Source organism: Gaetbulibacter sp. M240, assembly GCF_043876815.1.
GTDB lineage: Bacteria > Bacteroidota > Bacteroidia > Flavobacteriales > Flavobacteriaceae > Gaetbulibacter_A.
In genome coordinates, this window is the sequence record NZ_JBAWKA010000002.1 from 382,993 (window position 1) to 402,040 (window position 19,048).

The 19,048-nt window shown below is 35.6% G+C and carries 18 protein-coding genes; 10 read left to right on the plus strand and 8 right to left on the minus strand.

Going from position 1 to position 19,048, the window contains the following annotated elements; genetic code table 11:
* The first annotated feature begins 5 nt into the window (after window positions 1-5).
* A complete protein-coding gene (locus V8G61_RS07250) occupies window positions 6-491 on the plus strand; it encodes a GNAT family N-acetyltransferase (protein WP_394874851.1) in 486 nt (161 codons plus the stop codon).
* Here V8G61_RS07250 and V8G61_RS07255 read toward each other — a convergent pair.
* The gene (locus V8G61_RS07255; protein ID WP_394874852.1) at window positions 488-1,045 is read right to left on the minus strand and encodes a thioredoxin family protein; all 558 of its coding nucleotides are present in this window, start codon (window positions 1,043-1,045) and stop codon (window positions 488-490) included. The two genes, V8G61_RS07250 and V8G61_RS07255, sit on opposite strands and share 4 nt — an antisense overlap.
* 46 nt (window positions 1,046-1,091) lie before the next feature.
* On the opposite strand from V8G61_RS07255, the gene V8G61_RS07260 reads away from it, so the two are divergent.
* Genes V8G61_RS07260 through V8G61_RS07270 form a run of 3 tightly spaced genes read left to right on the plus strand, consistent with a single transcriptional unit; the run spans window position 1,092 to window position 3,360 of the window.
* Entirely contained in the window at window positions 1,092-1,427 is a 336-nt protein-coding gene (locus V8G61_RS07260; protein ID WP_394874853.1) for a tRNA-binding protein, read from the plus strand.
* Window positions 1,408-2,325: a bile acid:sodium symporter family protein gene (locus V8G61_RS07265; protein ID WP_394874854.1), complete on the plus strand. Its 918-nt coding sequence runs from the start codon at window positions 1,408-1,410 to the stop codon at window positions 2,323-2,325. The genes V8G61_RS07260 and V8G61_RS07265 overlap by 20 nt, the downstream gene beginning before the upstream one ends.
* 3 nt (window positions 2,326-2,328) lie before the next feature.
* Window positions 2,329-3,360, plus strand: coding sequence for a lysophospholipid acyltransferase family protein (locus V8G61_RS07270; protein WP_394874855.1), 1,032 nt, complete (start codon window positions 2,329-2,331; stop codon window positions 3,358-3,360).
* Here the strand turns inward: V8G61_RS07270 and V8G61_RS07275 are convergent.
* From V8G61_RS07275 to V8G61_RS07285, 3 genes are all read right to left on the minus strand, one after another.
* Window positions 3,355-5,868, minus strand: a complete 2,514-nt coding sequence (locus V8G61_RS07275) for a M14 family metallopeptidase (RefSeq protein WP_394874856.1) — start codon at window positions 5,866-5,868, stop codon at window positions 3,355-3,357. The two genes, V8G61_RS07270 and V8G61_RS07275, sit on opposite strands and share 6 nt — an antisense overlap.
* 87 nt (window positions 5,869-5,955) lie before the next feature.
* On the minus strand, window positions 5,956-6,327 hold the full coding sequence (locus V8G61_RS07280; RefSeq protein WP_394874857.1) for a PUR family DNA/RNA-binding protein: 372 nt from the start codon (window positions 6,325-6,327) through the stop codon (window positions 5,956-5,958).
* A gap of 157 nt (window positions 6,328-6,484) precedes the next feature.
* Complete coding sequence (locus V8G61_RS07285) at window positions 6,485-8,236, minus strand: ABC transporter ATP-binding protein (protein WP_394874858.1); 1,752 nt, start codon at window positions 8,234-8,236, stop codon at window positions 6,485-6,487.
* A 194-nt stretch (window positions 8,237-8,430) separates the two neighbouring features.
* On the opposite strand from V8G61_RS07285, the gene nusB reads away from it, so the two are divergent.
* The 3 genes from nusB (at window position 8,431) to yajC (ending at window position 10,211) form a co-directional block, all read left to right on the plus strand.
* The gene (gene nusB, locus V8G61_RS07290) at window positions 8,431-9,375 is read left to right on the plus strand and encodes a transcription antitermination factor NusB (protein ID WP_394874859.1); all 945 of its coding nucleotides are present in this window, start codon (window positions 8,431-8,433) and stop codon (window positions 9,373-9,375) included.
* 84 nt (window positions 9,376-9,459) lie between these two features.
* Complete coding sequence (locus V8G61_RS07295) at window positions 9,460-9,918, plus strand: DUF1573 domain-containing protein (protein ID WP_394874860.1); 459 nt, start codon at window positions 9,460-9,462, stop codon at window positions 9,916-9,918.
* A gap of 11 nt (window positions 9,919-9,929) precedes the next feature.
* Window positions 9,930-10,211 carry a preprotein translocase subunit YajC gene (gene yajC / locus V8G61_RS07300; protein WP_394874862.1) on the plus strand — a complete coding sequence of 94 codons (282 nt, stop codon included), beginning with the start codon at window positions 9,930-9,932 and terminating at the stop codon, window positions 10,209-10,211.
* Between the two features lie 70 nt (window positions 10,212-10,281).
* Here yajC and pepT read toward each other — a convergent pair whose 3' ends face one another.
* A complete protein-coding gene (pepT, locus tag V8G61_RS07305) occupies window positions 10,282-11,517 on the minus strand; it encodes a peptidase T (RefSeq protein WP_394874863.1) in 1,236 nt (411 codons plus the stop codon).
* Window positions 11,518-11,626: 109 nt separating this feature from the next.
* Here pepT and V8G61_RS07310 point away from each other — a divergent pair, with 109 nt between their 5' ends.
* Both V8G61_RS07310 and V8G61_RS07315 read left to right on the plus strand, forming a co-directional pair.
* Window positions 11,627-12,664: a quinone-dependent dihydroorotate dehydrogenase gene (locus V8G61_RS07310; RefSeq protein ID WP_394874864.1), complete on the plus strand. Its 1,038-nt coding sequence runs from the start codon at window positions 11,627-11,629 to the stop codon at window positions 12,662-12,664.
* Between the two features lie 80 nt (window positions 12,665-12,744).
* Window positions 12,745-13,608 (plus strand): hydroxymethylglutaryl-CoA lyase, encoded by an 864-nt coding sequence (locus V8G61_RS07315; protein WP_394874865.1) that lies wholly within the window; start codon window positions 12,745-12,747, stop codon window positions 13,606-13,608.
* Window positions 13,609-13,661: 53 nt separating this feature from the next.
* On the opposite strand, the gene V8G61_RS07320 is transcribed toward V8G61_RS07315, so the two are convergent.
* Window positions 13,662-15,875 (minus strand): TonB-dependent receptor family protein, encoded by a 2,214-nt coding sequence (locus V8G61_RS07320; protein WP_394874866.1) that lies wholly within the window; start codon window positions 15,873-15,875, stop codon window positions 13,662-13,664.
* A 511-nt stretch (window positions 15,876-16,386) separates the two neighbouring features.
* Between V8G61_RS07320 and guaB the strand changes: the two genes are divergently transcribed.
* Window positions 16,387-17,859: an IMP dehydrogenase gene (guaB, locus tag V8G61_RS07325; protein WP_394874867.1), complete on the plus strand. Its 1,473-nt coding sequence runs from the start codon at window positions 16,387-16,389 to the stop codon at window positions 17,857-17,859.
* A gap of 8 nt (window positions 17,860-17,867) precedes the next feature.
* On the opposite strand, the gene V8G61_RS07330 is transcribed toward guaB, so the two are convergent.
* Both V8G61_RS07330 and V8G61_RS07335 read right to left on the minus strand, forming a co-directional pair.
* Window positions 17,868-18,599 (minus strand): hypothetical protein, encoded by a 732-nt coding sequence (locus V8G61_RS07330; protein WP_394874868.1) that lies wholly within the window; start codon window positions 18,597-18,599, stop codon window positions 17,868-17,870.
* Window positions 18,600-18,677: 78 nt separating this feature from the next.
* Window positions 18,678-18,914 (minus strand): hypothetical protein, encoded by a 237-nt coding sequence (locus tag V8G61_RS07335; protein WP_394874869.1) that lies wholly within the window; start codon window positions 18,912-18,914, stop codon window positions 18,678-18,680.
* Window positions 18,915-19,048 lie beyond the last annotated feature (134 nt).

Genomic DNA, 19,048 nt, shown 5'->3' on the forward strand with positions numbered 1-19,048 from the left:
TTTATATGATCAGACCTTTTGAACCGAAAGACATTCCGGAGTTGTTGGAGATGTATAATTATTTTGTATTAAATTCAACAGCTACTTTTGATATTGAGCCCTTATCACTTGAAACCTTCACAGAAAAGCTTACCAAGATCTATCAGGATTTTCCTTTCATAGTTTTCGAGGAGGATGGTGAAATTTTAGGCTATGCTTACGGCAGTAAATTTCGGCCGAAACCCGCTTATAATACTACGGTAGAATCCACGGTTTATGTAAAACACAACACCCAACGTAAAAAGATTGGTAGTTTACTTTACGAAGAACTCATAAAACAACTCAAAGCGGCTAATTTTCATATTGTTCTCGGCGTGCTAACCTTGCCTAATGACGCCAGTGTGGGACTTCACGAAAAATTTGGATTTAAACAAGTGGCCTTCTTAAAACAAGTTGGTTATAAATTTGAGACCTGGTTGGACGTAGGATTCTGGCAATTGGATTTGTATTAGTTTTTCCACTTTATATTACAGCCAATACTGGGCTTTTGCGGCATTTGGTTCTCTTTATTATTCAATAAACAATCCAATGCATGTTTCAAATCTTTCCCTGTCACAGGAATCCCGTTACCGGGGCGAGAATCGTCTAGTTGACCTCTGTAAATCAGAGTGTCTTCATTGTCGAATACATAAATATCAGGCGTACACGCAGCATCATAAGCCTTAGCGATCTCCTGACTTTCATCGTAAAGGTAAGGGAATGGATAACCTACCCTTTTGGCGTGTTTGGTCATTTTTTCAGGACCATCTTGCGGGTAATTTTCAACATCATTACTCGAAATAGCTACAAAGCCAATGTGTTTATCTTGATAGGTCTTCCCGATTGATACCAAGGCATCATTCACATGCAGCACGAAAGGGCAGTGGTTGCAAATAAACATCACAACAGTACCATGCTTTCCTTTTATAGATTCGAAATTTAACATGGTATTCGAAATCGTATCTCTTAAGGTGAATTTCGGTGCCTTTGTTCCTAGTGGAAGCATATTTGATGGAGTATTTGCCATAATAAAAAGTTTATTCAAAGTTCGGTATAATTTGTATTTTTAGAAAATGAATAAGAGCCTATCTTTTGATGATTTTTCTAAAGTTGACCTCAGGGTTGGTACTATAATAGAAGTAAATGATTTTCCTGAAGCGCGAAAACCAGCTTATCAGCTTACCATAGATTTTGGACCTTTAGGGATTAAAAAATCCTCTGCTCAGATCACAGACTTGTATAGTAAAGGTGATTTACTTAACCGACAGATTGTTGCTGTTGTAAATTTTGAAAAAAAACAGATCGCTAATTTTATGAGTGAATGCCTGGTATTAGGTGCAGTTAATAACAAGGAGGTAATCCTGCTTCACCCTGAAAGCAAAATAAAAAATGGAAGTATCGTTTCCTAAGCTTATGATGGACCTCGATGCTGTTAAAATTAATTTTGATTCCGGTGCGCTTTTAGGCTTAAACATGGCGTTGGCGATTGTCATGTTTGGCGTAGCTTTGAACATTACGACCACCGATTTTAAGATTTTGATGCGACAACCTAAATTGGTTTTGGTAGGTCTATTATCTCAGTTTATTTTACTGCCCTTTTTCACCTTTCTTTTAGTAAGCTTGGTGAATCCCCAACCAAGTATTGCTTTAGGTATGATCATGGTAGCAGCTTGCCCCGGAGGAAATATTTCAAATTTTATGACTCATCTAGCTAAAGGTAATATGGCACTTTCCGTAAGTTTAACGGCATTTGCCACGGCACTGGCAGTAATCATGACACCTTTTAATTTTGAGTTTTACGGACAGTTATACCAACCTACGGCCCTTATTTTAAAAGAAGTGGAATTAAATCCTTGGGAATTATTAAAGGTGGTTTCGCTTATTTTAGGAATACCCCTGATATTGGGTATGTTGATTCGGTATAAAAGGCCAGAATTTGCCATGAGATGGTCGAGGTATTTAAAACCAGTGTCCATTCTTATTTTTATTGCAATTGTAGTTATTGCTTTTCTCAATAATCTGGATGTATTTAACAATTATGTTCAACATGTTTTGGTTTTGGGTATTAGCCATAATATTTTGGCAATTTGTCTTGGATTAGCTGTAGCCTATTTATTCAAGTTAAATTTAAAGGATAAGAAAACGATCACCATTGAAACTGGAATTCAAAATTCCGGATTGGGCTTATTGCTAATATTCACCTTTTTTCAAGGTCTTGGCGGTATGGCCATACTAGCGGCATTTTGGGGAATTTGGCATATTATTTCAGGCCTGGTTTTAGCGTCATATTGGTCTAAAAAAGAATAAATTTTGAAACGATTGTGGTTGTATAGTGTTCGGTTGTATTTAAGGATAGCTTTATGGTTCTACTATAAAAAAATTGTGGTTGTTAAAAAAGCAGAGATTCCAGAACAGCAGCCTGTAATGTTCCTGGGAAATCATCAAAATGCCTTATTAGATGCCTTGCTTATTGCTATGAGCACCGATCGGTTTTGTTATTTTTTAACTCGTGCCGGCGTTTTTCAAAATAAAATTCTCTCAAGAGTGCTTAAAAGTCTTCGGATGATCCCTGTTTACCGAATTCGAGATGGCTGGTCTAACTTATCAAATAACTCCGCTATTTTCGAAAACTGTACTGAATTGTTGCATCGGAATGAGGCTTTAGCTCTTTTTCCCGAAGGAAATCATAATTTGATGCGTACAGTAAGACCTTTGAGTAAAGGGTTTACACGAATTATTTTTGAAACTTTAGATCGTTATCCTGATATAGATTTGAAATTGATTCCTGTAGGTGTTAATTATCAAAATGCAATCGCTTTTGGTGATTCTGCTTCCATATATTTTGGAGAACCTTTAGGTGCTAAATCTGTAATTTCAGAGTATAAAAATAAATCGGTTCAAGATTTGAAAGCTAAAGTTCGTGGTGAACTAAAAAATTTAACCACACATATCCCTCATGATTCTTACGATGCTACTTTTAAAATATTAGAGAAGCACAGAATCTCTTATTTAGATCCCGAACATGTTAACAAAGTGATTTCAAACAAAAAAATCAATTTGAAAATACAAAAATATAAGAAATCTTCTCAACTAAAACCGATATTTAAATCGCTTTTAGCTGTTTTACTTCTTGGACCCTATCTGAGTTGGCGTTTGGTCGTTAAACCTAGAGTAGCCTCGCCGGAATTTATAGGCACTTTTCGTTTCGCCGTCGGAATCAGTTTAGTGCCACTTTGGATAATATTAATATCCCTTATTTTAGTTCTAAACTTTGGATGGCTACTTGGAGGTTTATATTTTTTACTGGTTTTATTTGTGTCAATTTTATGTGTAAAACTATAATTCTTCCCGAAAGAATATGGCATTCATTAATAGTTTATTTGTGCCATACCAAAAGGCTCTAAAGTTTGTATTATCCGTAAATACCACAACCTTACCTTTACCGAGACGGTTTACTTGAAATGGAACAGTTTCGGATAAGCTTTCCAGATTTGGCTTCGAAATATAGCCGCTTAATAATGGATTTTTAGTGTACTTTATTGGGTTATTATAACTTAGCGAATCAGGTTCAATAAATACAGTTGTATTTCTGAATAAAGCTAATTCATCGTTCTTATATCCAAAATTTATAGGATGAGATCGATCTAATTTTGCCTGAAAAATGGCACCACCAATTTGCTGTGCTCCTGTAAAATTCCTTTTTTGTTCAAAGCTTATGTTGTTTGCAGGAATCTCCTTTTCCTCTTTCAGTTTTATATCAATAAACTCCTTTTTTTGTAGCCATTTCACTGTATTTCTGTAGCCAATAAGCTCGCCGCCATCTTTTACCCATTCCATGAGTTTATCTGTGTCAGTCTTATTTAAAGACCTGGAGTTTGGGATTATTATGGTGGTATATCTGCTTAAATCGGTATCTTCTATATTTTTGGTGTCTAATTTAGTAACCGTTATATCGTAGCGGGTATCAAGTAAATGCCAAATTTCTCCGGCATCGTAAGAAGTGATCTTTTCACCAACCAAAAGGGCAATTTCCGGTTTCTTTAATGTTTTAAAATTACTGCTTCCCAAGTCAATTCCTTCAGTTAATCCCGTGTTTACAGCATCAATTTTAATATGAGAGTCCTTGGATAATTCACTTAAAAAAGCATGTAACTCCGTTTTGTTTAATTCTTGATTTTGTATGGGAATCATGATCGTACCATAATCATAATTCTTTCCATTCATACTAAATTGATTTAAAGCGACTTTCGCTCTAATGTTCTTACTTAGTATTTTATTAAGAATTTTTGGAGCATAGTATTCGTGCCATTCCATGAGGTAGGCGTAATCACTTACTCCGGAAACTTGCCCTTCCTGTAAATTTAAATTTGTGACTTCGTCCCCCAGATTGTTAGTAGAAACATTTTCAGCATAATCAAGGTTAAAAGCTAAAGGAAATGTCCATGCTGAGATATCATAAAATAAACTGTCCTGAAACGTAGTGCGCTTTTGAAACATAGCCTTAATTAAGCGTGCATTTTTTTGATCTTTAGGCACCACATAGCTATATCCTTTTTTGAAATTTTTTCCATTTAAAGAGAGATCCTCCTTAAGCTCATGAATTTTAATTTTTTGTCTTTTTAAAATCTCTGCCAAATGATAGGTTTTCGCAGCATCTTTTTCATCACCAAAAATGATGGCTTTATTTGATTCTTTTGAAGCTTCTGCTCGCGCGTTTTGATAGAAACTTTGCTGATAATTTAATAGTTCAACACGCATTTCTAAAGCCGCGTTCAATGTAGAAAGGGCTGTTGTAAACTGATTTCGTATAGTAAATGGAAATGTTATGATCCCATTATCACTCTCTTGTAAATGGCCCCGAGAACTGGCTTGTTCAAATAGAATACCAATACTTCCATTAATGTCTGGAAATGTAGACCCTTTCCCATAATAAAAGTCGTCATATCGTTCTTCTGTAAAATAAAGAGATCCAATTTTGTCTAAGGCCTTGGCATGAAATTCCCCTATTTTTTTTGTTAAAGTCTGGTTTAACGGAGGTGTTAGCGGATTTGTTCGAGAAGGTATTCCAGGTTGGAAGAAGAATGTAGAATTAGTTCCCATTTCATGATGGTCTGTGACTATATTGGGTAACCATTCGTGAAATGTTTTTATACGCACTTGAGATTCAGGTAATTGTACTGGTAACCAATCACGATTTAGATCGAACCAGTAATGATTTGTTCTACCTCCTGGCCATACTTCGTGATATTCTCTATCGTTTGGATCCGGGTTTAAATTTTCGTTTTTATTGGTGTTCGCCCAATAGGCAAAGCGCTGCAAACCATCAGGGTTGTAGACCGGGTCGAATAAAATAATCGTGTTATCCAGTAACTTATTTATATAGTCGCCTTCAGCTGCTGCTAAATAATAGGCCACTAATAAACTGGCGTTTGCTCCACTTGGTTCGTTTCCATGAATAGAAAAACCTTGATAAACCACAATGGGCGTATTTTCCGAGATATTTGAACTATTTGTATCGGTGGCCTGTATGTGTTTTTGACGAATAACCTCAATATTTTGGTGATTTTTAGGTGAGGTTATTGTAAGAAGTATAAGCGGTCTGCCTTCAAATGTTTCTCCTCTGTTTTCCAGCGTGATCCGGTCAGAAGAATTAGCAATCACTTTCATGTATTCAAGGAGCTTATCGTGTGTTACGTGCCATTCTCCTACCTGGTGGCCAATAATGTTTTCTGGTGTAGGAATGTCTGGATTGTAATTAATATTCTGGGGTAAATAATAGGATAGGTCTGTTTTTTCTTGAGCATACAGCGTTAGTGATACCAAGAAAAAAAATAGCATTAATTTTTTCATAGGAAGTTAGTCTTTTGGTTAAAGGTAAAAAAAAACCGCTGCATGAAATGCAACGGTTAGGTTAAAATTCGTTAAAATTTAAAACTTTTAAATGTCATCAAAGTCGATATCTGTAAAACTTTCTGCAGATTTGTTTACATCTGCTTCAGCAACTTGTGGGGTGTCCTCAAGTTCTTTTTTGAAGTCCTTTTGGTGACGTTCGCTAATCACCTCCTGACCTTTTTCTTGGATTATGAAATCAGTCATTTCAGCAAGAATTTCCTTAAATTCTTCGAAATCTTCCTTGTAGATGTAAATTTTGTGTTTTTTGTAGTGAAATGAACCATCGTCGTTTGTAAATTTTTTACTTTCTGTAATGGTTAAATAATAGTCATCTGCTTTTGTCGCTCGTACATCAAAAAAATAGGTCCGTCTTCCGGCTCTTAATACTTTCGAAAATATCTCCTCTTTCTCCATCATATCAATATATCATTAATTATGCGTTAGTGTTTCAAGTGTTGTACCAAAAATCTAAAAAAAAGTGAAATTAACCAACATTTTATTAATATTCTTTTTTCTAAGGTATTTCGTTGGAATAATTACGTTGTATTTCTTTCTAATGTTTTGATCGAATTGTTTATTCAGATTTGCTCAATTGTTTTAGGTAAAGTTCCTTATAATGTCCTTCGGCATTAACCAGTGATTCATGCGTACCCTCTTGAAGAATTTTACCATCTTCCAACACAATAATCTTATCTGCATTTTTGGCAGACGACACGCGGTGACTCACAATAATAGCCGTTTTTCCAATAAGGATCTTTTTCAGATTATTTAGGATTTTTTCTTCCGTTTCCGTGTCAACGGCCGATAAGCAATCGTCGAACAGTAAGATTTTAGGTGATTTAATAATTGCTCGTGCAATAGACACGCGCTGTTTTTGGCCACCCGAAAGTGTAATACCTCGTTCTCCGAGAACAGTATCGTAGCCTTTACTAAATTTCACTATATTCTTGTGGACATGAGCATTTTTTGCAGCTTCAATAACCTCCTCATCAGTAGCGTCACCTTTACCAAATTTTATATTATTTTTAATGGTGTCTGAAAATAAGAAGGCATCCTGAGGTACGTACCCAATATGACTTCTCAAGGTGTTCAGATTGTGCTTATCAACAGGAATATCATTTATTGTGATAGTCCCCTGATCGATGTCGTAGAGTCGCCCAATAAGATCTAGGATCGTCGATTTTCCTGAACCGGTTTTACCCAAGATCGCCAAGGTTTCTCCTTCTTTTAAAGTGAAACTTATGTCGTTCAAGGCTTGAATATTAGTGTCGTCGTAAGTAAAGGAAACGTTCTTAAAAACAATATCACCATGGATATCGGTTTCCTCGTTCACGGTATTTTTAATTTCAGGTTCTATTTTTAAAAACTCATTGATACGTTTTTGCGAAGCTTCTGCCTGTTGTACAATCGAAGTAACCCATCCTACGGTAGCCACAGGCCAGGTGAGCATATTTACATATATAATGAATTCGGCAATCGTTCCTAAACTCGTAATTGTTCCATTAATATACTGCATCCCACCGACGTAAATAACCAAAAGGTTACTGGCGCCAATCAAAAGGACCATCATTGGGAAGAACCAGGCTTGAACACGTGCTAAACTAACTTGTTTATGTTTACCATCTTCTGCTAGATCAATAAAATCGTTAGCCGTTTTAATTTCAATTCCATAGGCCTTAACGACTGAGATACCGCTAAAGGATTCCTGAGTGTAAGCAGATAAGTTTGATAAAAATTCCTGAACGATGGTGCTGCGCCGGTGAATTTCCCGACTTAATTTATAAATGATAACAGATAATATGGGCAATGGAATGATTGTATAGAACGCGAGGGTAGGTGCATCTCTAAACATGTAAATTAGCGCAATAACAAAAAGCGTTATCGTGTTAATACTATACATTATCGCAGGGCCAAAATACATGCGCACATTGCTCACATCTTCACTTATCCGATTCATTAGATCACCGGTTCGGTTCTTTTTATAAAAATTTAAGGATAGCTTTTGATATTGTTGATAGACTTCATTTTTAAGATCAAACTCTACATATCTGGAAACGATGATAATAGTTTGCCTCATAAAAAAGGTGAGAAAAGCTCCAACTAGTGCTGCACCAATTATTATAAGAATGGCATATAACAATTCATCGCGAAAGCCCTCTTTTGAAATTTCTCCGGCGCTATAGGTTTCGATAGTGGTAAAAATATCCTTTACATACCGCGGGGTGAACAGCAAAAAGATTCGTGCCACAATAGTAATAATAATTCCAGCTATCAGATGGGTTTTGTATTTAAAAAGGTACTTATTTAAGTGCTGTAGTTCTTTCATTCACCAGTTTAAAATCGATGAGCAAAGATACGTATTAAAACGAACTATATAGAAAACTTAAACGTTTAGAATGTTAAATATACTTTAAAATATGCCTTATAATTACATCGAAAAGACCGCTTTATTTTTAAAATAATGTTATTTTTGCGCAGGAAAAAATAAGACCAATACTTTTAATACCGTTCTTTTTCATTATGCTAAACAGAAGACATATTCGTATCAAGGTTATGCAAACGCTTTACGCTTTTAAAGGTAGTGAAAGCGATGATTTCTCAAGGGACCAGAAATTTTTACTGTTTAGTATTGAAAACATGTATAAGCTATATCTACTGCTTATGGCGTTAACGATCGAAATTCAAAAACGCGCAGAATCGGATCTTCAAAAAAAGTTGAACAAACACCTCGCTACCTCTGAAGATAAAAATCCAAATCGCAAGTTTGTAAATAACCAGGTCTTGCAATATTTGGCCGAAAATATCCAGCTGAAAAATCAGATTAAATCTGAAAAAATTAATAATTGGGAATTAGATAACGAATATGTTGATATTTTATTCAAAGCCATTATTTCCAGCGATATATATGCCGATTATATGCAAACGCGTACTTCGGATTTTAAAGAAGATAAGAGCTTTATTATAGATATATATAAAGAAATTATTGCCCCTAACGAGAAGTTGTACGATTATTTGGAAGACAAGAATTTAACCTGGCTGGATGACCTGCCAACAGTAAATACAACTATTCTCAAGCAGCTTCGGAAATTAAAGACCTCGAGTAATGACGAATTATTCGTTCCTAAATTATATAAAGATGCGGATGACAAACAATTTGCAATAGACCTATTCAAGAAAACACTTTTAAATCGTTCCGCATTGAATCACACGATCGAAGAAAAGACCCAAAATTGGGAAGCTGATAGGATTGCTAATGTTGATAATGTATTGTTGCAAATGGCGATATGTGAGTTAAAAAACTTTCCAACCATACCCGTGAAAGTGACCATTAATGAATATCTGGAAATCGCAAAAGAATATTCAACTCCAAAGAGCAGCATTTTTATTAATGGTATTCTGGATAAACTTGTTAAGGAATACAGCGAAAATGGTACATTGAATAAAATCGGGCGTGGATTGCTTTAATATTATGTTAAGGGTTTAACAAAAGTTTTTAATAGATTAAATTATTACTATTTTTACCTCGATAACAAAAAACCACATTGTAAAATGAAAAAAATACTTTTAGTATTAAGCGCAATCTGCTTAGTCTCATTTACTTCTTGTAAAGAAAATGCAGCAAAAAAAATTGATGCTGCCAAGCTAAGCGCTGCTGCAGAGCGTGATGCGGCTGCAACTAAATTTCCTGTTATGCAATTTGACAAAACCGATCATGATTTCGGTGAAATTGAAAAAGGGAAATCTGTTGAAACAACATTCTCCTACACCAATGTTGGAGATGCCCCTTTGGTGATTACCGATATCAAATCCTCTTGCGGTTGTACGGTACCTCAAAATTGGAGTAGAGACCCATTAGCACCCGGAGAAACAGGTGAATTTACGGTGCAATACAACGGAAGTGGTATGAATAAAATCACGAAAACAATTACCGTAACGGCGAACACCGAAAAAGGCAAAGAAGTAGTAAAAATATCGGCTTTTGTAAAGCCTACAGAAACTAACAGTTAAAAATATATCAAATGGAAGGAGGAATTGGCCAATTTTTACCGTTTATCTTAATGTTTGTGGTGATCTATTTTTTTATGATCGCTCCTCAAATGAAACGTGCTAAAAAAGAAAAAAAGTTCAATGCGGAACTCAAGCGCGGTGATAAAGTAATTACCAAAAGCGGTATGCATGGTAAAATCATTGAGCTAAATGATGATAGTTGTGTGATCGAAACAATGTCTGGGAAGATTAAGTTCGAGCGTTCATCTATATCCATGGAAATGAGTGGTAAACTCAATGCTCCAAAAAAATAATTTAAATTATAGACATAAAAAAAGCTTCCAGATTCTGGAAGCTTTTTTTATGTCTTTTAGTTGGTCTTGATTATTGTTCAGCTGTTAACTCAGCAATCTTACAGATCACTTCAGTAGCTTTAATCATACTTTCTACAGGAACGTATTCATAACGCCCGTGGAAATTATGGCCACCTGCAAAAATGTTAGGGCAGGGTAGGCCCATATAACTTAATTGAGATCCATCGGTTCCACCTCTAATGGCTTTAATAAGTGGTTTTATCTTTAATTCTTTCATGGCCTTTTCGGCAATGTCTACAATGTGCATAACGGGTTCAATTTTTTCCCGCATGTTGTAATACTGATCTTTTATTTCAGTGAATACCACATCATGATCGTAACGTGAATTGATGTCTTCGGTTAGTCTAATCATGACTTCCTTTCGAGCTTCAAAATGTTTTCGATCATGGTCGCGAATAATATATTCTAGTTTGCTCTCATCGACATCACCTTCAATTTGAGTTAAATGGAAGAATCCTTGATAGCCTTCTGTATGCTCAGGTGTTTCCATACGGGGTAATGAATTGATGAATTCCATGGCAATATACATGGAGTTGATCATTTTACCTTTGGCATAACCCGGATGCACGATTTTTCCTTTTATTGTGATCTCTACACCGGCAGCATTAAAGTTTTCGTATTCCAATTCTCCAACCTGACTACCATCCATGGTGTAAGCCCAATCGGCATTAAATTTTTTCACATCAAATTTATGGGCACCCCGACCAATTTCTTCATCCGGGGTAAATCCTACACGAATTTCACCGTGCTTTATTTCCGGATGCTGAATTAAATATTCCATGGCCGTTACAATTTCACAAACCCCTGCTTTATCATCAGCACCTAAAAGTGTGGTGCCATCAGTAGTAATTAAGGTCTGACCTGCATATTGTTTTAAATCCTCAAAATAATCCGGAGATAAAACAATGTTTTCTTTTTTATTTAAAAGGAGATCACCTCCCAGATAATTTTCATGAATTTGTGGTTTTACATTGGTTCCGGTAAAATCGGGTGACGTGTCAAAATGAGCAATAAAACCTATGGTCGGAACCTTTTTATCAACATTGCTGGGTAAAGTGGCCATGATATAAGAATTATCATCAATACTTACATCCTCCATCCCAATATACTTAAGCTCTTTAGCTAGTTTTTTAGCTAAATCCCATTGTTTTTCAGTACTTGGAGTGGTCTCCGATTTAGGGTCTGATTGCGTGTCGACGGTTACATAACTGATAAAGCGTTTTATAAGGTGGTCTTTCGAAATCATTCTAGTTATTTTAATAGCTTATTTGCTGCTAAAGTTACAACTATTGAGATTTTTTTCATTTGAATTGCGCAATTTTTTATTTCGGAGTACTTTTGCACAAATCAAACAGATGTACAAATCACTTCTTCGTCCAATATTCTTTTTGTTCGACCCTGAAAAGATCCATCATTTTACCTTTTCATTAATTAAAATAACGTATCGGATCCCAGGATTTAAAGACCTATTTAAAGCAATATATGCTGTAGAAGATAAACGTTTAGAACGAAAACTATTCGGATTAACCTTTAAGAATCCGGTAGGATTAGCAGCCGGATTTGATAAAAATGCCGTCTTGTACAACGAACTGGCCAACTTTGGTTTTGGTTTTATTGAAATAGGAACGGTAACACCCAAAGCGCAACAGGGAAACCCTAAAAAACGCTTGTTCCGACTCAAAGACGATCAGGGTATTATCAATAGAATGGGTTTCAATAATGAAGGTGTTGAAGCAGCCATTGAACAATTGAAGAAAAACCGAGGACAGGTGATCATCGGTGGTAATATTGGCAAAAATACGCAAACATCGCCCGAAGAGTATACAAACGATTATTTAACTTGTTTTAATGCTTTACATCCTTATGTGGATTATTTTGTTCTGAATGTAAGTTGTCCCAACGTAAATAGTCATGCCAAATTAAACGATAAGGATTATTTGGAAGAATTGATCTCAGTGGTACAAAAAGCAAACAAAACTTTCGATAAACAAAAACCTATCTTATTAAAAATTGCGCCGGATCTCAACAAAGGTCAGTTGGATGAGATCATAGACCTTGTAAAAAACACCAAATTAGATGGTGTTATAGCGAGTAATACCTCCGTTTTTCGTGAAGGATTAAAAGCCTCCGATGCACAACTAAAGGCTATTGGTAATGGCGGTTTAAGTGGGCAGCCCATTAAAGCTAGAAGCACTCGGGTTATAAAATACTTGTCGGAAAAAAGCGAAAGAGCCTTTCCTATTATTGGTGTTGGAGGAATCCATTCCGCCGAAGATGCACTTGAAAAATTAGAGGCAGGAGCTGATCTCGTTCAAATTTACACGGGGTTTATTTATGAGGGCCCCGGACTCATAAAAGCTATTAACAAGGCTATTTTGGACCGTGCTAAATAAGGCTTAGATTTCAATTAAATTACAATTCCTAGTTACGGTGCTTACAAAAATTAATAGTATTTTTAGTGCTAAATAAAGCGATGTCAAAACCAGTAAAAATCATTGAATGTCCACGCGATGCCATGCAAGGTATCAAGACCTTTATTCCTACGGATAAAAAGGTACAGTACATCCAATCGTTATTACGCGTTGGTTTTGATACCATCGATTTTGGGAGTTTTGTGTCGCCAAAAGCGATCCCACAAATGGTGGATACGGCCGAGGTTTTATCAAAACTGGATTTAAGTAAGACCCGTAGTAAATTGTTGGCTATTATTGCCAATATCCGTGGGGCGGAGGATGCTTGTAAGCATCCCGAAATTGATTATTTGGGATATCCTTTTTCTATTTCAGAAAACTTTCAAATGCGTAATACGCACAAAACGATAGCGGAGTCTGTCGAAACGTTGTCAGAGATTTTGAACATCGCCGATAAATCAGGTAAAGAAGTTGTGGTTTACATATCTATGGGTTTCGGTAATCCATACGGTGATCCATGGAATGTGGAAATTGTTGGGGAGTGGACCGAAAAATTAGCTAAAATGGGCGTCAAGATCCTTTCACTTAGCGATACCGTAGGAACCTCAAACTCTGAGAATATTACGTATCTATTTTCACATTTAATACCCGCTTATCCCAATATTGAATTTGGAGCCCATTTACATACTACAAAATCAAGTTGGTTCGAAAAGATCGATGCGGCTTACAAGGCTGGTTGTTCTAGGTTCGATGGCGCCATTCAGGGTTTTGGAGGTTGTCCTATGGCCAAAGATGAACTGATTGGTAATATGCCCACAGAAAAACTTTTGTCTTACTTCACGACGCACCAGGTAAATACACTAAATGCCCTCAGTTTTGAGAGTGCTTATAATGAGGCTTCTAAAATTTTTAATCATTTCTATTAACAAAAAAGAGCCATTATTTCAAATAATGACTCTTGTGAGAATTATCTTTTATTTTAAAATTGAAATTCTAAACCAGCGTAAGCCCCAAAAGGATGCCCTGGTCTTAATCCTGCAGGAACCCTAGAAACAGCATAAGTTTTATCTAAAAGATTAATAATGTTTCCAGTCACACTTAAATTTTTAGAAAAGTGATATTTTCCAGAAAAATCGATAATAAAGTTTGAAGTAACTCCATTATCAGCTGTAATAGTTTCTGTGCCAGCTAAAGTTCTAAATGCGCCATTTAACCGGCCATTAAGATTTAGTTCAAATCTGTTATGCTCTAATGATATTGAAGTGTTAAACTGATGTTTTGCGATATAAGGTAGTTCATCACCTGCAGTAACTTCTCCCCATAATGAATCATCACTTCCAAAACTATTTAAAAATTCAGTATCTGTAAATGTATATCCAAAAGTAATTGGTAAAGAAAATTTAATGTTGTTTTGAAGTAGATCATAATTTAAAAGTAACTCGATACCTTTAACGGCGACCTCACCAGCATTAAATTGATCCAAAGAACCGGTGCCGCCAGTTGCTGCTAAATCACTACCTAGTAAGTTACTATAGTCGTTGTAAAAAATAACTGCTTCACCTCTAAGGCCTTGAAGATTGAAACGAGAACCCAATTCGTAATTTATACTTTCTTCTGCTTTTTGTCCTATTTCATTACCCGGAGGAGAAAACCCTTTGTGTACACCACCATAAACAGATGTGTTTCGATTTATTTTGTAATTGAATCCTATTCCTGGTATAAAAATATCAACTTTATTTTCTCTTGTGGATAATTCATTACCAATTCTGTTAGGATCACTAGTTCCATAATTATCTCTATTTAAAACTATATTTTCATAACGCAAACCTGGGGTTAAAGTTAAATTTTTATAAGTTAGCTTGTACAAAATAGAAGCTGCAAAAGCTTTAGCACTGCTAATTCTATTGGCATCGCTACCTGGAGTACCGTTGGATGTTAAATTCATTTCACCATCTAATATACTGTACCCGTCTTTCAATTGAAAACGATCTTCTTCGTCGTAATGGTAGCGTACACCAATTTCTAAATCATTAAACACATTTGCAGTAGACCAATGGTAATCAAATTTTGTTTGAATTCCTTTTGCAATATAATTTCTATTATTCGTTTTAAGAATAAGGGCATCATTATCAGAATTTGTTGACCCATCTATAATATTCATGTGATTTGGATAATCTTGGGGATTACTAATAATAGAAGCTATACCAACTTTATTACCATTATAAACCACATCATTTAATTTATACCAGTTTCTTGAAAAACCGTTATAATAGGCATTGGAAGTAATTCTGAATTGTTTAGAAAAATTTATTTTATGTGTTGCCATAAATTGAATATGGTCGTTTGTCATTTTATCTTCTTGAGAACTAGCATATCTGTTAAACGGGTTGTTATTAAAATCATTTTGGGTAAGTCCTAAATATGTTTCATTTGAAACTTCGTCAGAATATTGGAACTTAAAAGATACAGACTGATTAAAAGTAGCATCAGGATTTGAATTTAATCTAAATTTTGCAACAAAATCATTTTTGTCAAACCCAGTGTTACTGCCATCAGGTAAATTTTTAAAACCATCAGAGTTTAAATTTAAATACTCAACAGAATAGCCGAAGTTTGTTTTGCTATCTCCAATTTTAACATGGGTTTGCATTGTATTAAAACTACCAAAACTTGTTTTTAATGCACCATTAAAGCTATTTGGAATTTTGGTGCTAACCAAGTTAATAGCCCCACCAGTTGTAAATGGACCATATTGAATTTGGCTACTTCCTTTTAATATCTCCACGGCTTGCATTCTGGCAACTGATGGAAAATAATAGGCTGCAGGCGCACTATATGGTGCAGGTGCAATTAAAACACCATCTTCCATTATTGATATTTTGGCACTTCGCTCGGGAGATGTACCACGTAAACTAATATTTGGACGTAATCCAAAACCATCTTCTTCATAAATATTTACACCTGGTACAGCTCTTAAAACACGATTAATATCTGTATAGTTAAATTTTTCTAATTCATTTGGAGAAATGTAATAAGAAGAACCGGTTCTGTTCTTAGCTTCATATTTACTCCCAAAAATAACTTGTGCATTTATTAAAACCTGATCTAGTTTTTGAATAGAATCTTTTTGGGTTTCTTGAGCATAGGTAGCTCCTAAAATTAACAGGAAAAATAGGGTAATCTTGACTCTCATTTTATTTAGACTTATTAAAAATAACACTTTTATTTCGGTGCAAATTTAATCATGAATTTTGCATTCTCAAAGTTTATTTAGAATAAATAAAAATAAATTTTATAAAGCTTTGTAGCTCAAATAATTAAAATTAAAAAAAATAAGTATCATACTTAATGAAAATATACTAAGACATTATTACTCCTCATGTTAACCTATTAAAATTACAGTATATCTTAACACATTTAATGCGAATCTTATATTATGTTTTAAAAATTATTTGTCTAAAAATTAAATTTTTAATTGAACTTAAAGGTGATTTTAAACGGATAATAATTTTAAAATTAAGAGGTTCTTTTAAATTTGAGAATTAAGCATAATATCGAGTTTTATTTTCCTAACTAATACTTATCTACGTTTATTTTTTTCAAAAAAGTAGTAGTAAGATTCGATGATATGCGATATTAATATTAATATTAGAACTTAGAATATTAGTTGTATATTTGCACGCAATTATAACTGTAATTGCACTATGACTGCACATCAAAACAAAATTCTGGGTGAAGGGCTAACCTACGACGACGTTCTCTTAGTTCCTGCTTACTCCGAAGTACTTCCAAGGGAGGTAAATATTCAAACAAAATTCACACGAAATATAACCATAAACGTGCCCATAATTTCGGCCGCTATGGATACTGTTACCGAAAGTAAAATGGCTATTGCTATGGCCCAGGAAGGTGGCATTGGGGTTTTACATAAAAACATGACCATTGAAGAACAGGCCCTGAAAGTAAGGCGTGTAAAACGTGCAGAAAGTGGGATGATTATCGATCCGGTAACTTTACCTATGAATGCAACCGTATTGGATGCCAAACAGAATATGGCTGAACACAGTATTGGTGGGATTCCAATAATAGATGATACCGGGACTTTAAAAGGGATCGTAACAAATCGAGATCTACGTTTCGAACATCAAAATTCTAAACCCATTGTGGAGGTCATGACCAAAGATAATTTGGTAACAGCCGGTGTTGGGACTTCCCTTCAGGATGCTGAAAAGATTCTTCAGGAACATAAAATTGAAAAACTTCTTATTGTCGACGATAATTACAAATTATCTGGTTTAATTACCTTTAGAGACATCACAAAATTAAGTCTTAAACCCTTTGCCAATAAGGACGAATATGGCCGTCTTCGTGTAGCAGCTGCTCTTGGCGTTACTCCTGATGCTGTTGATCGTGCTGAAGCCCTTGTGAATGCAGGTGTTGATGCCGTGGTTATCGATACAGCTCATGGTCATACAAAGGGCGTTGTAAAAGTACTTAAGGAAGTGAAAGCTAAATTTCCTGATCTGGATGTTATTGTGGGGAATATTGCGACTGCCGAAGCTGCTAAATATTTAGTTGAAGCTGGTGCTGATGCAGTAAAAGTTGGTATTGGTCCCGGTTCTATTTGTACCACACGTGTGATCGCTGGTGTGGGGTTTCCACAGTTCTCTGCAGTATTGGAAGTTTCTGCGGCGATTAAAGGAACAGGTGTTCCCGTAATTGCAGATGGTGGTATTCGTTACACTGGAGATATTCCAAAAGCTATTGCAGCCGGTGCGGATTCAGTCATGCTAGGTTCATTATTGGCGGGAACGAAAGAATCTCCGGGAGAAACCATTATTTATGAAGGACGAAAGTTTAAAACCTATCGTGGTATGGGTTCTGTTGAAGCTATGAAACAAGGGAGTAAAGACCGTTATTTTCAGGATGTGGAAGACGATATCAAAAAGCTGGTTCCCGAAGGGATCGTTGGTCGTGTACCGTATAAAGGTGACCTTTATGAAAGTATCCACCAGTTTGTCGGAGGACTTCGTGCCGGAATGGGCTATTGCGGCGCAAAAGACATTGAGACCTTAAAAAATAAGGGGCAGTTCGTAAAAATAACGTCTAGTGGTATTCACGAAAGTCATCCACATAATGTTACTATTACGAAGGAATCACCTAATTATTCGCGTTAATCAAAGGATTAACCTTTTACAAAGGTTTCAAAAAACGCTTGGATAGCTTCTGATTTTCCAAGAGGTTCTAAAAATAAGATATAAACATTGACACCCACACCTAATAAGGTTGCTGGGTGTTTAAGTTTATTATATTTCCAGGCAGCTAACAGAAGTAATACTATAATAAATGCGACGGCCAGGTATAAGGGGAACATAATATCTACATTTGGCCAATCCGAGGCATTCATCCCGATATACACGTTTTGAATACCGCGGCCAACAGCGGGGAACATGATTAAAAATACCGTAGAGATCAACCACCAAGCATGATTTTCAATTTCTTTTCTATGGATGATGCTTTTTATCACTGCAAATCCAAAGGCTATCATCATAGGGATTTCAATAGCAGCCACACCGTAAAAGAACCACGGTCCTAAAGGCCCAAAGCGCTCAGTATTTTCCATGGCCAAATGCGCAGTATTTACATCGCGATACATCATACTTAAAGCCGTAAGGCAAACCCCTCCGGCTAAGAACATTCCAATAATACCATTGGTTCTGTGAAGGTCTAGCTTGTTATGGGTAGCAAAATAAGGTTGAATAATAAGGTATAAATACCAAATGGAACCGGTCCAGTAGTGGACATGAACCGACCAGGCGTTATCTGTGAAATCTCCCCAATAGTCTCTGAAAATTCCCAATTGCATGAATACCATGGGTACGAGCATCCATAGGTATAGTGTTTTATATTTTTTCATTGGTTGGTGGTGTAATTTACTCTAAACTAATATTTTAAGTTTAAAATTACAAATATATAACACCAATAAAACCATATTTTATTCGTCATGGAATAAACCCCTATGTGGTTTAAGGGCATCTCTTACTGAGATCATTTTGTCTTCGCCAATGACCAAAAACGCAATGGTATGCAATTTACTTAGGGTTTCAACGCCGGTGGGTAGATCGCCCAGTTTTTCCATCACGATATATTCTTTTAAATGAATTTCATGATGTTCGGCAATTTTTTGGGCATCCGGACCTCTAAAGTCCCAGATCAGTTTAATTTTTCGCATGGTACAGCCATTAAATCGGCCTGAAAGATACAGGAATTTTAAGGTATTTCACGTAATATTGATTATAATTAAACGTTTGTTAAACCAACTTGCATTGTATGTTTATATTAGTATTTTTGTTCAGTTTCCTAAAA

Bases quoted from the DNA above. Each gene is read 5' to 3' on its own strand.
- V8G61_RS07250 (WP_394874851.1), top strand. From the start codon at position 6: ATGATCAGACCTTTTGAACCGAAAGACATTCCGGAGTTGTTGGAGATG.
- V8G61_RS07255 (WP_394874852.1), bottom strand. From the start codon at position 1,045: ATGGCAAATACTCCATCAAATATGCTTCCACTAGGAACAAAGGCACCG.
- V8G61_RS07260 (WP_394874853.1), top strand. From the start codon at position 1,092: ATGAATAAGAGCCTATCTTTTGATGATTTTTCTAAAGTTGACCTCAGG.
- V8G61_RS07265 (WP_394874854.1), top strand. From the start codon at position 1,408: ATGGAAGTATCGTTTCCTAAGCTTATGATGGACCTCGATGCTGTTAAA.
- V8G61_RS07275 (WP_394874856.1), bottom strand. From the start codon at position 5,868: ATGAAAAAATTAATGCTATTTTTTTTCTTGGTATCACTAACGCTGTAT.
- V8G61_RS07280 (WP_394874857.1), bottom strand. From the start codon at position 6,327: ATGATGGAGAAAGAGGAGATATTTTCGAAAGTATTAAGAGCCGGAAGA.
- V8G61_RS07285 (WP_394874858.1), bottom strand. From the start codon at position 8,236: ATGAAAGAACTACAGCACTTAAATAAGTACCTTTTTAAATACAAAACC.
- nusB (WP_394874859.1), top strand. From the start codon at position 8,431: ATGCTAAACAGAAGACATATTCGTATCAAGGTTATGCAAACGCTTTAC.
- V8G61_RS07295 (WP_394874860.1), top strand. From the start codon at position 9,460: ATGAAAAAAATACTTTTAGTATTAAGCGCAATCTGCTTAGTCTCATTT.
- yajC (WP_394874862.1), top strand. From the start codon at position 9,930: ATGGAAGGAGGAATTGGCCAATTTTTACCGTTTATCTTAATGTTTGTG.
- pepT (WP_394874863.1), bottom strand. From the start codon at position 11,517: ATGATTTCGAAAGACCACCTTATAAAACGCTTTATCAGTTATGTAACC.
- V8G61_RS07310 (WP_394874864.1), top strand. From the start codon at position 11,627: ATGTACAAATCACTTCTTCGTCCAATATTCTTTTTGTTCGACCCTGAA.
- V8G61_RS07315 (WP_394874865.1), top strand. From the start codon at position 12,745: ATGTCAAAACCAGTAAAAATCATTGAATGTCCACGCGATGCCATGCAA.
- V8G61_RS07320 (WP_394874866.1), bottom strand. From the start codon at position 15,875: ATGAGAGTCAAGATTACCCTATTTTTCCTGTTAATTTTAGGAGCTACC.
- guaB (WP_394874867.1), top strand. From the start codon at position 16,387: ATGACTGCACATCAAAACAAAATTCTGGGTGAAGGGCTAACCTACGAC.
- V8G61_RS07330 (WP_394874868.1), bottom strand. From the start codon at position 18,599: ATGAAAAAATATAAAACACTATACCTATGGATGCTCGTACCCATGGTA.
- V8G61_RS07335 (WP_394874869.1), bottom strand. From the start codon at position 18,914: ATGCGAAAAATTAAACTGATCTGGGACTTTAGAGGTCCGGATGCCCAA.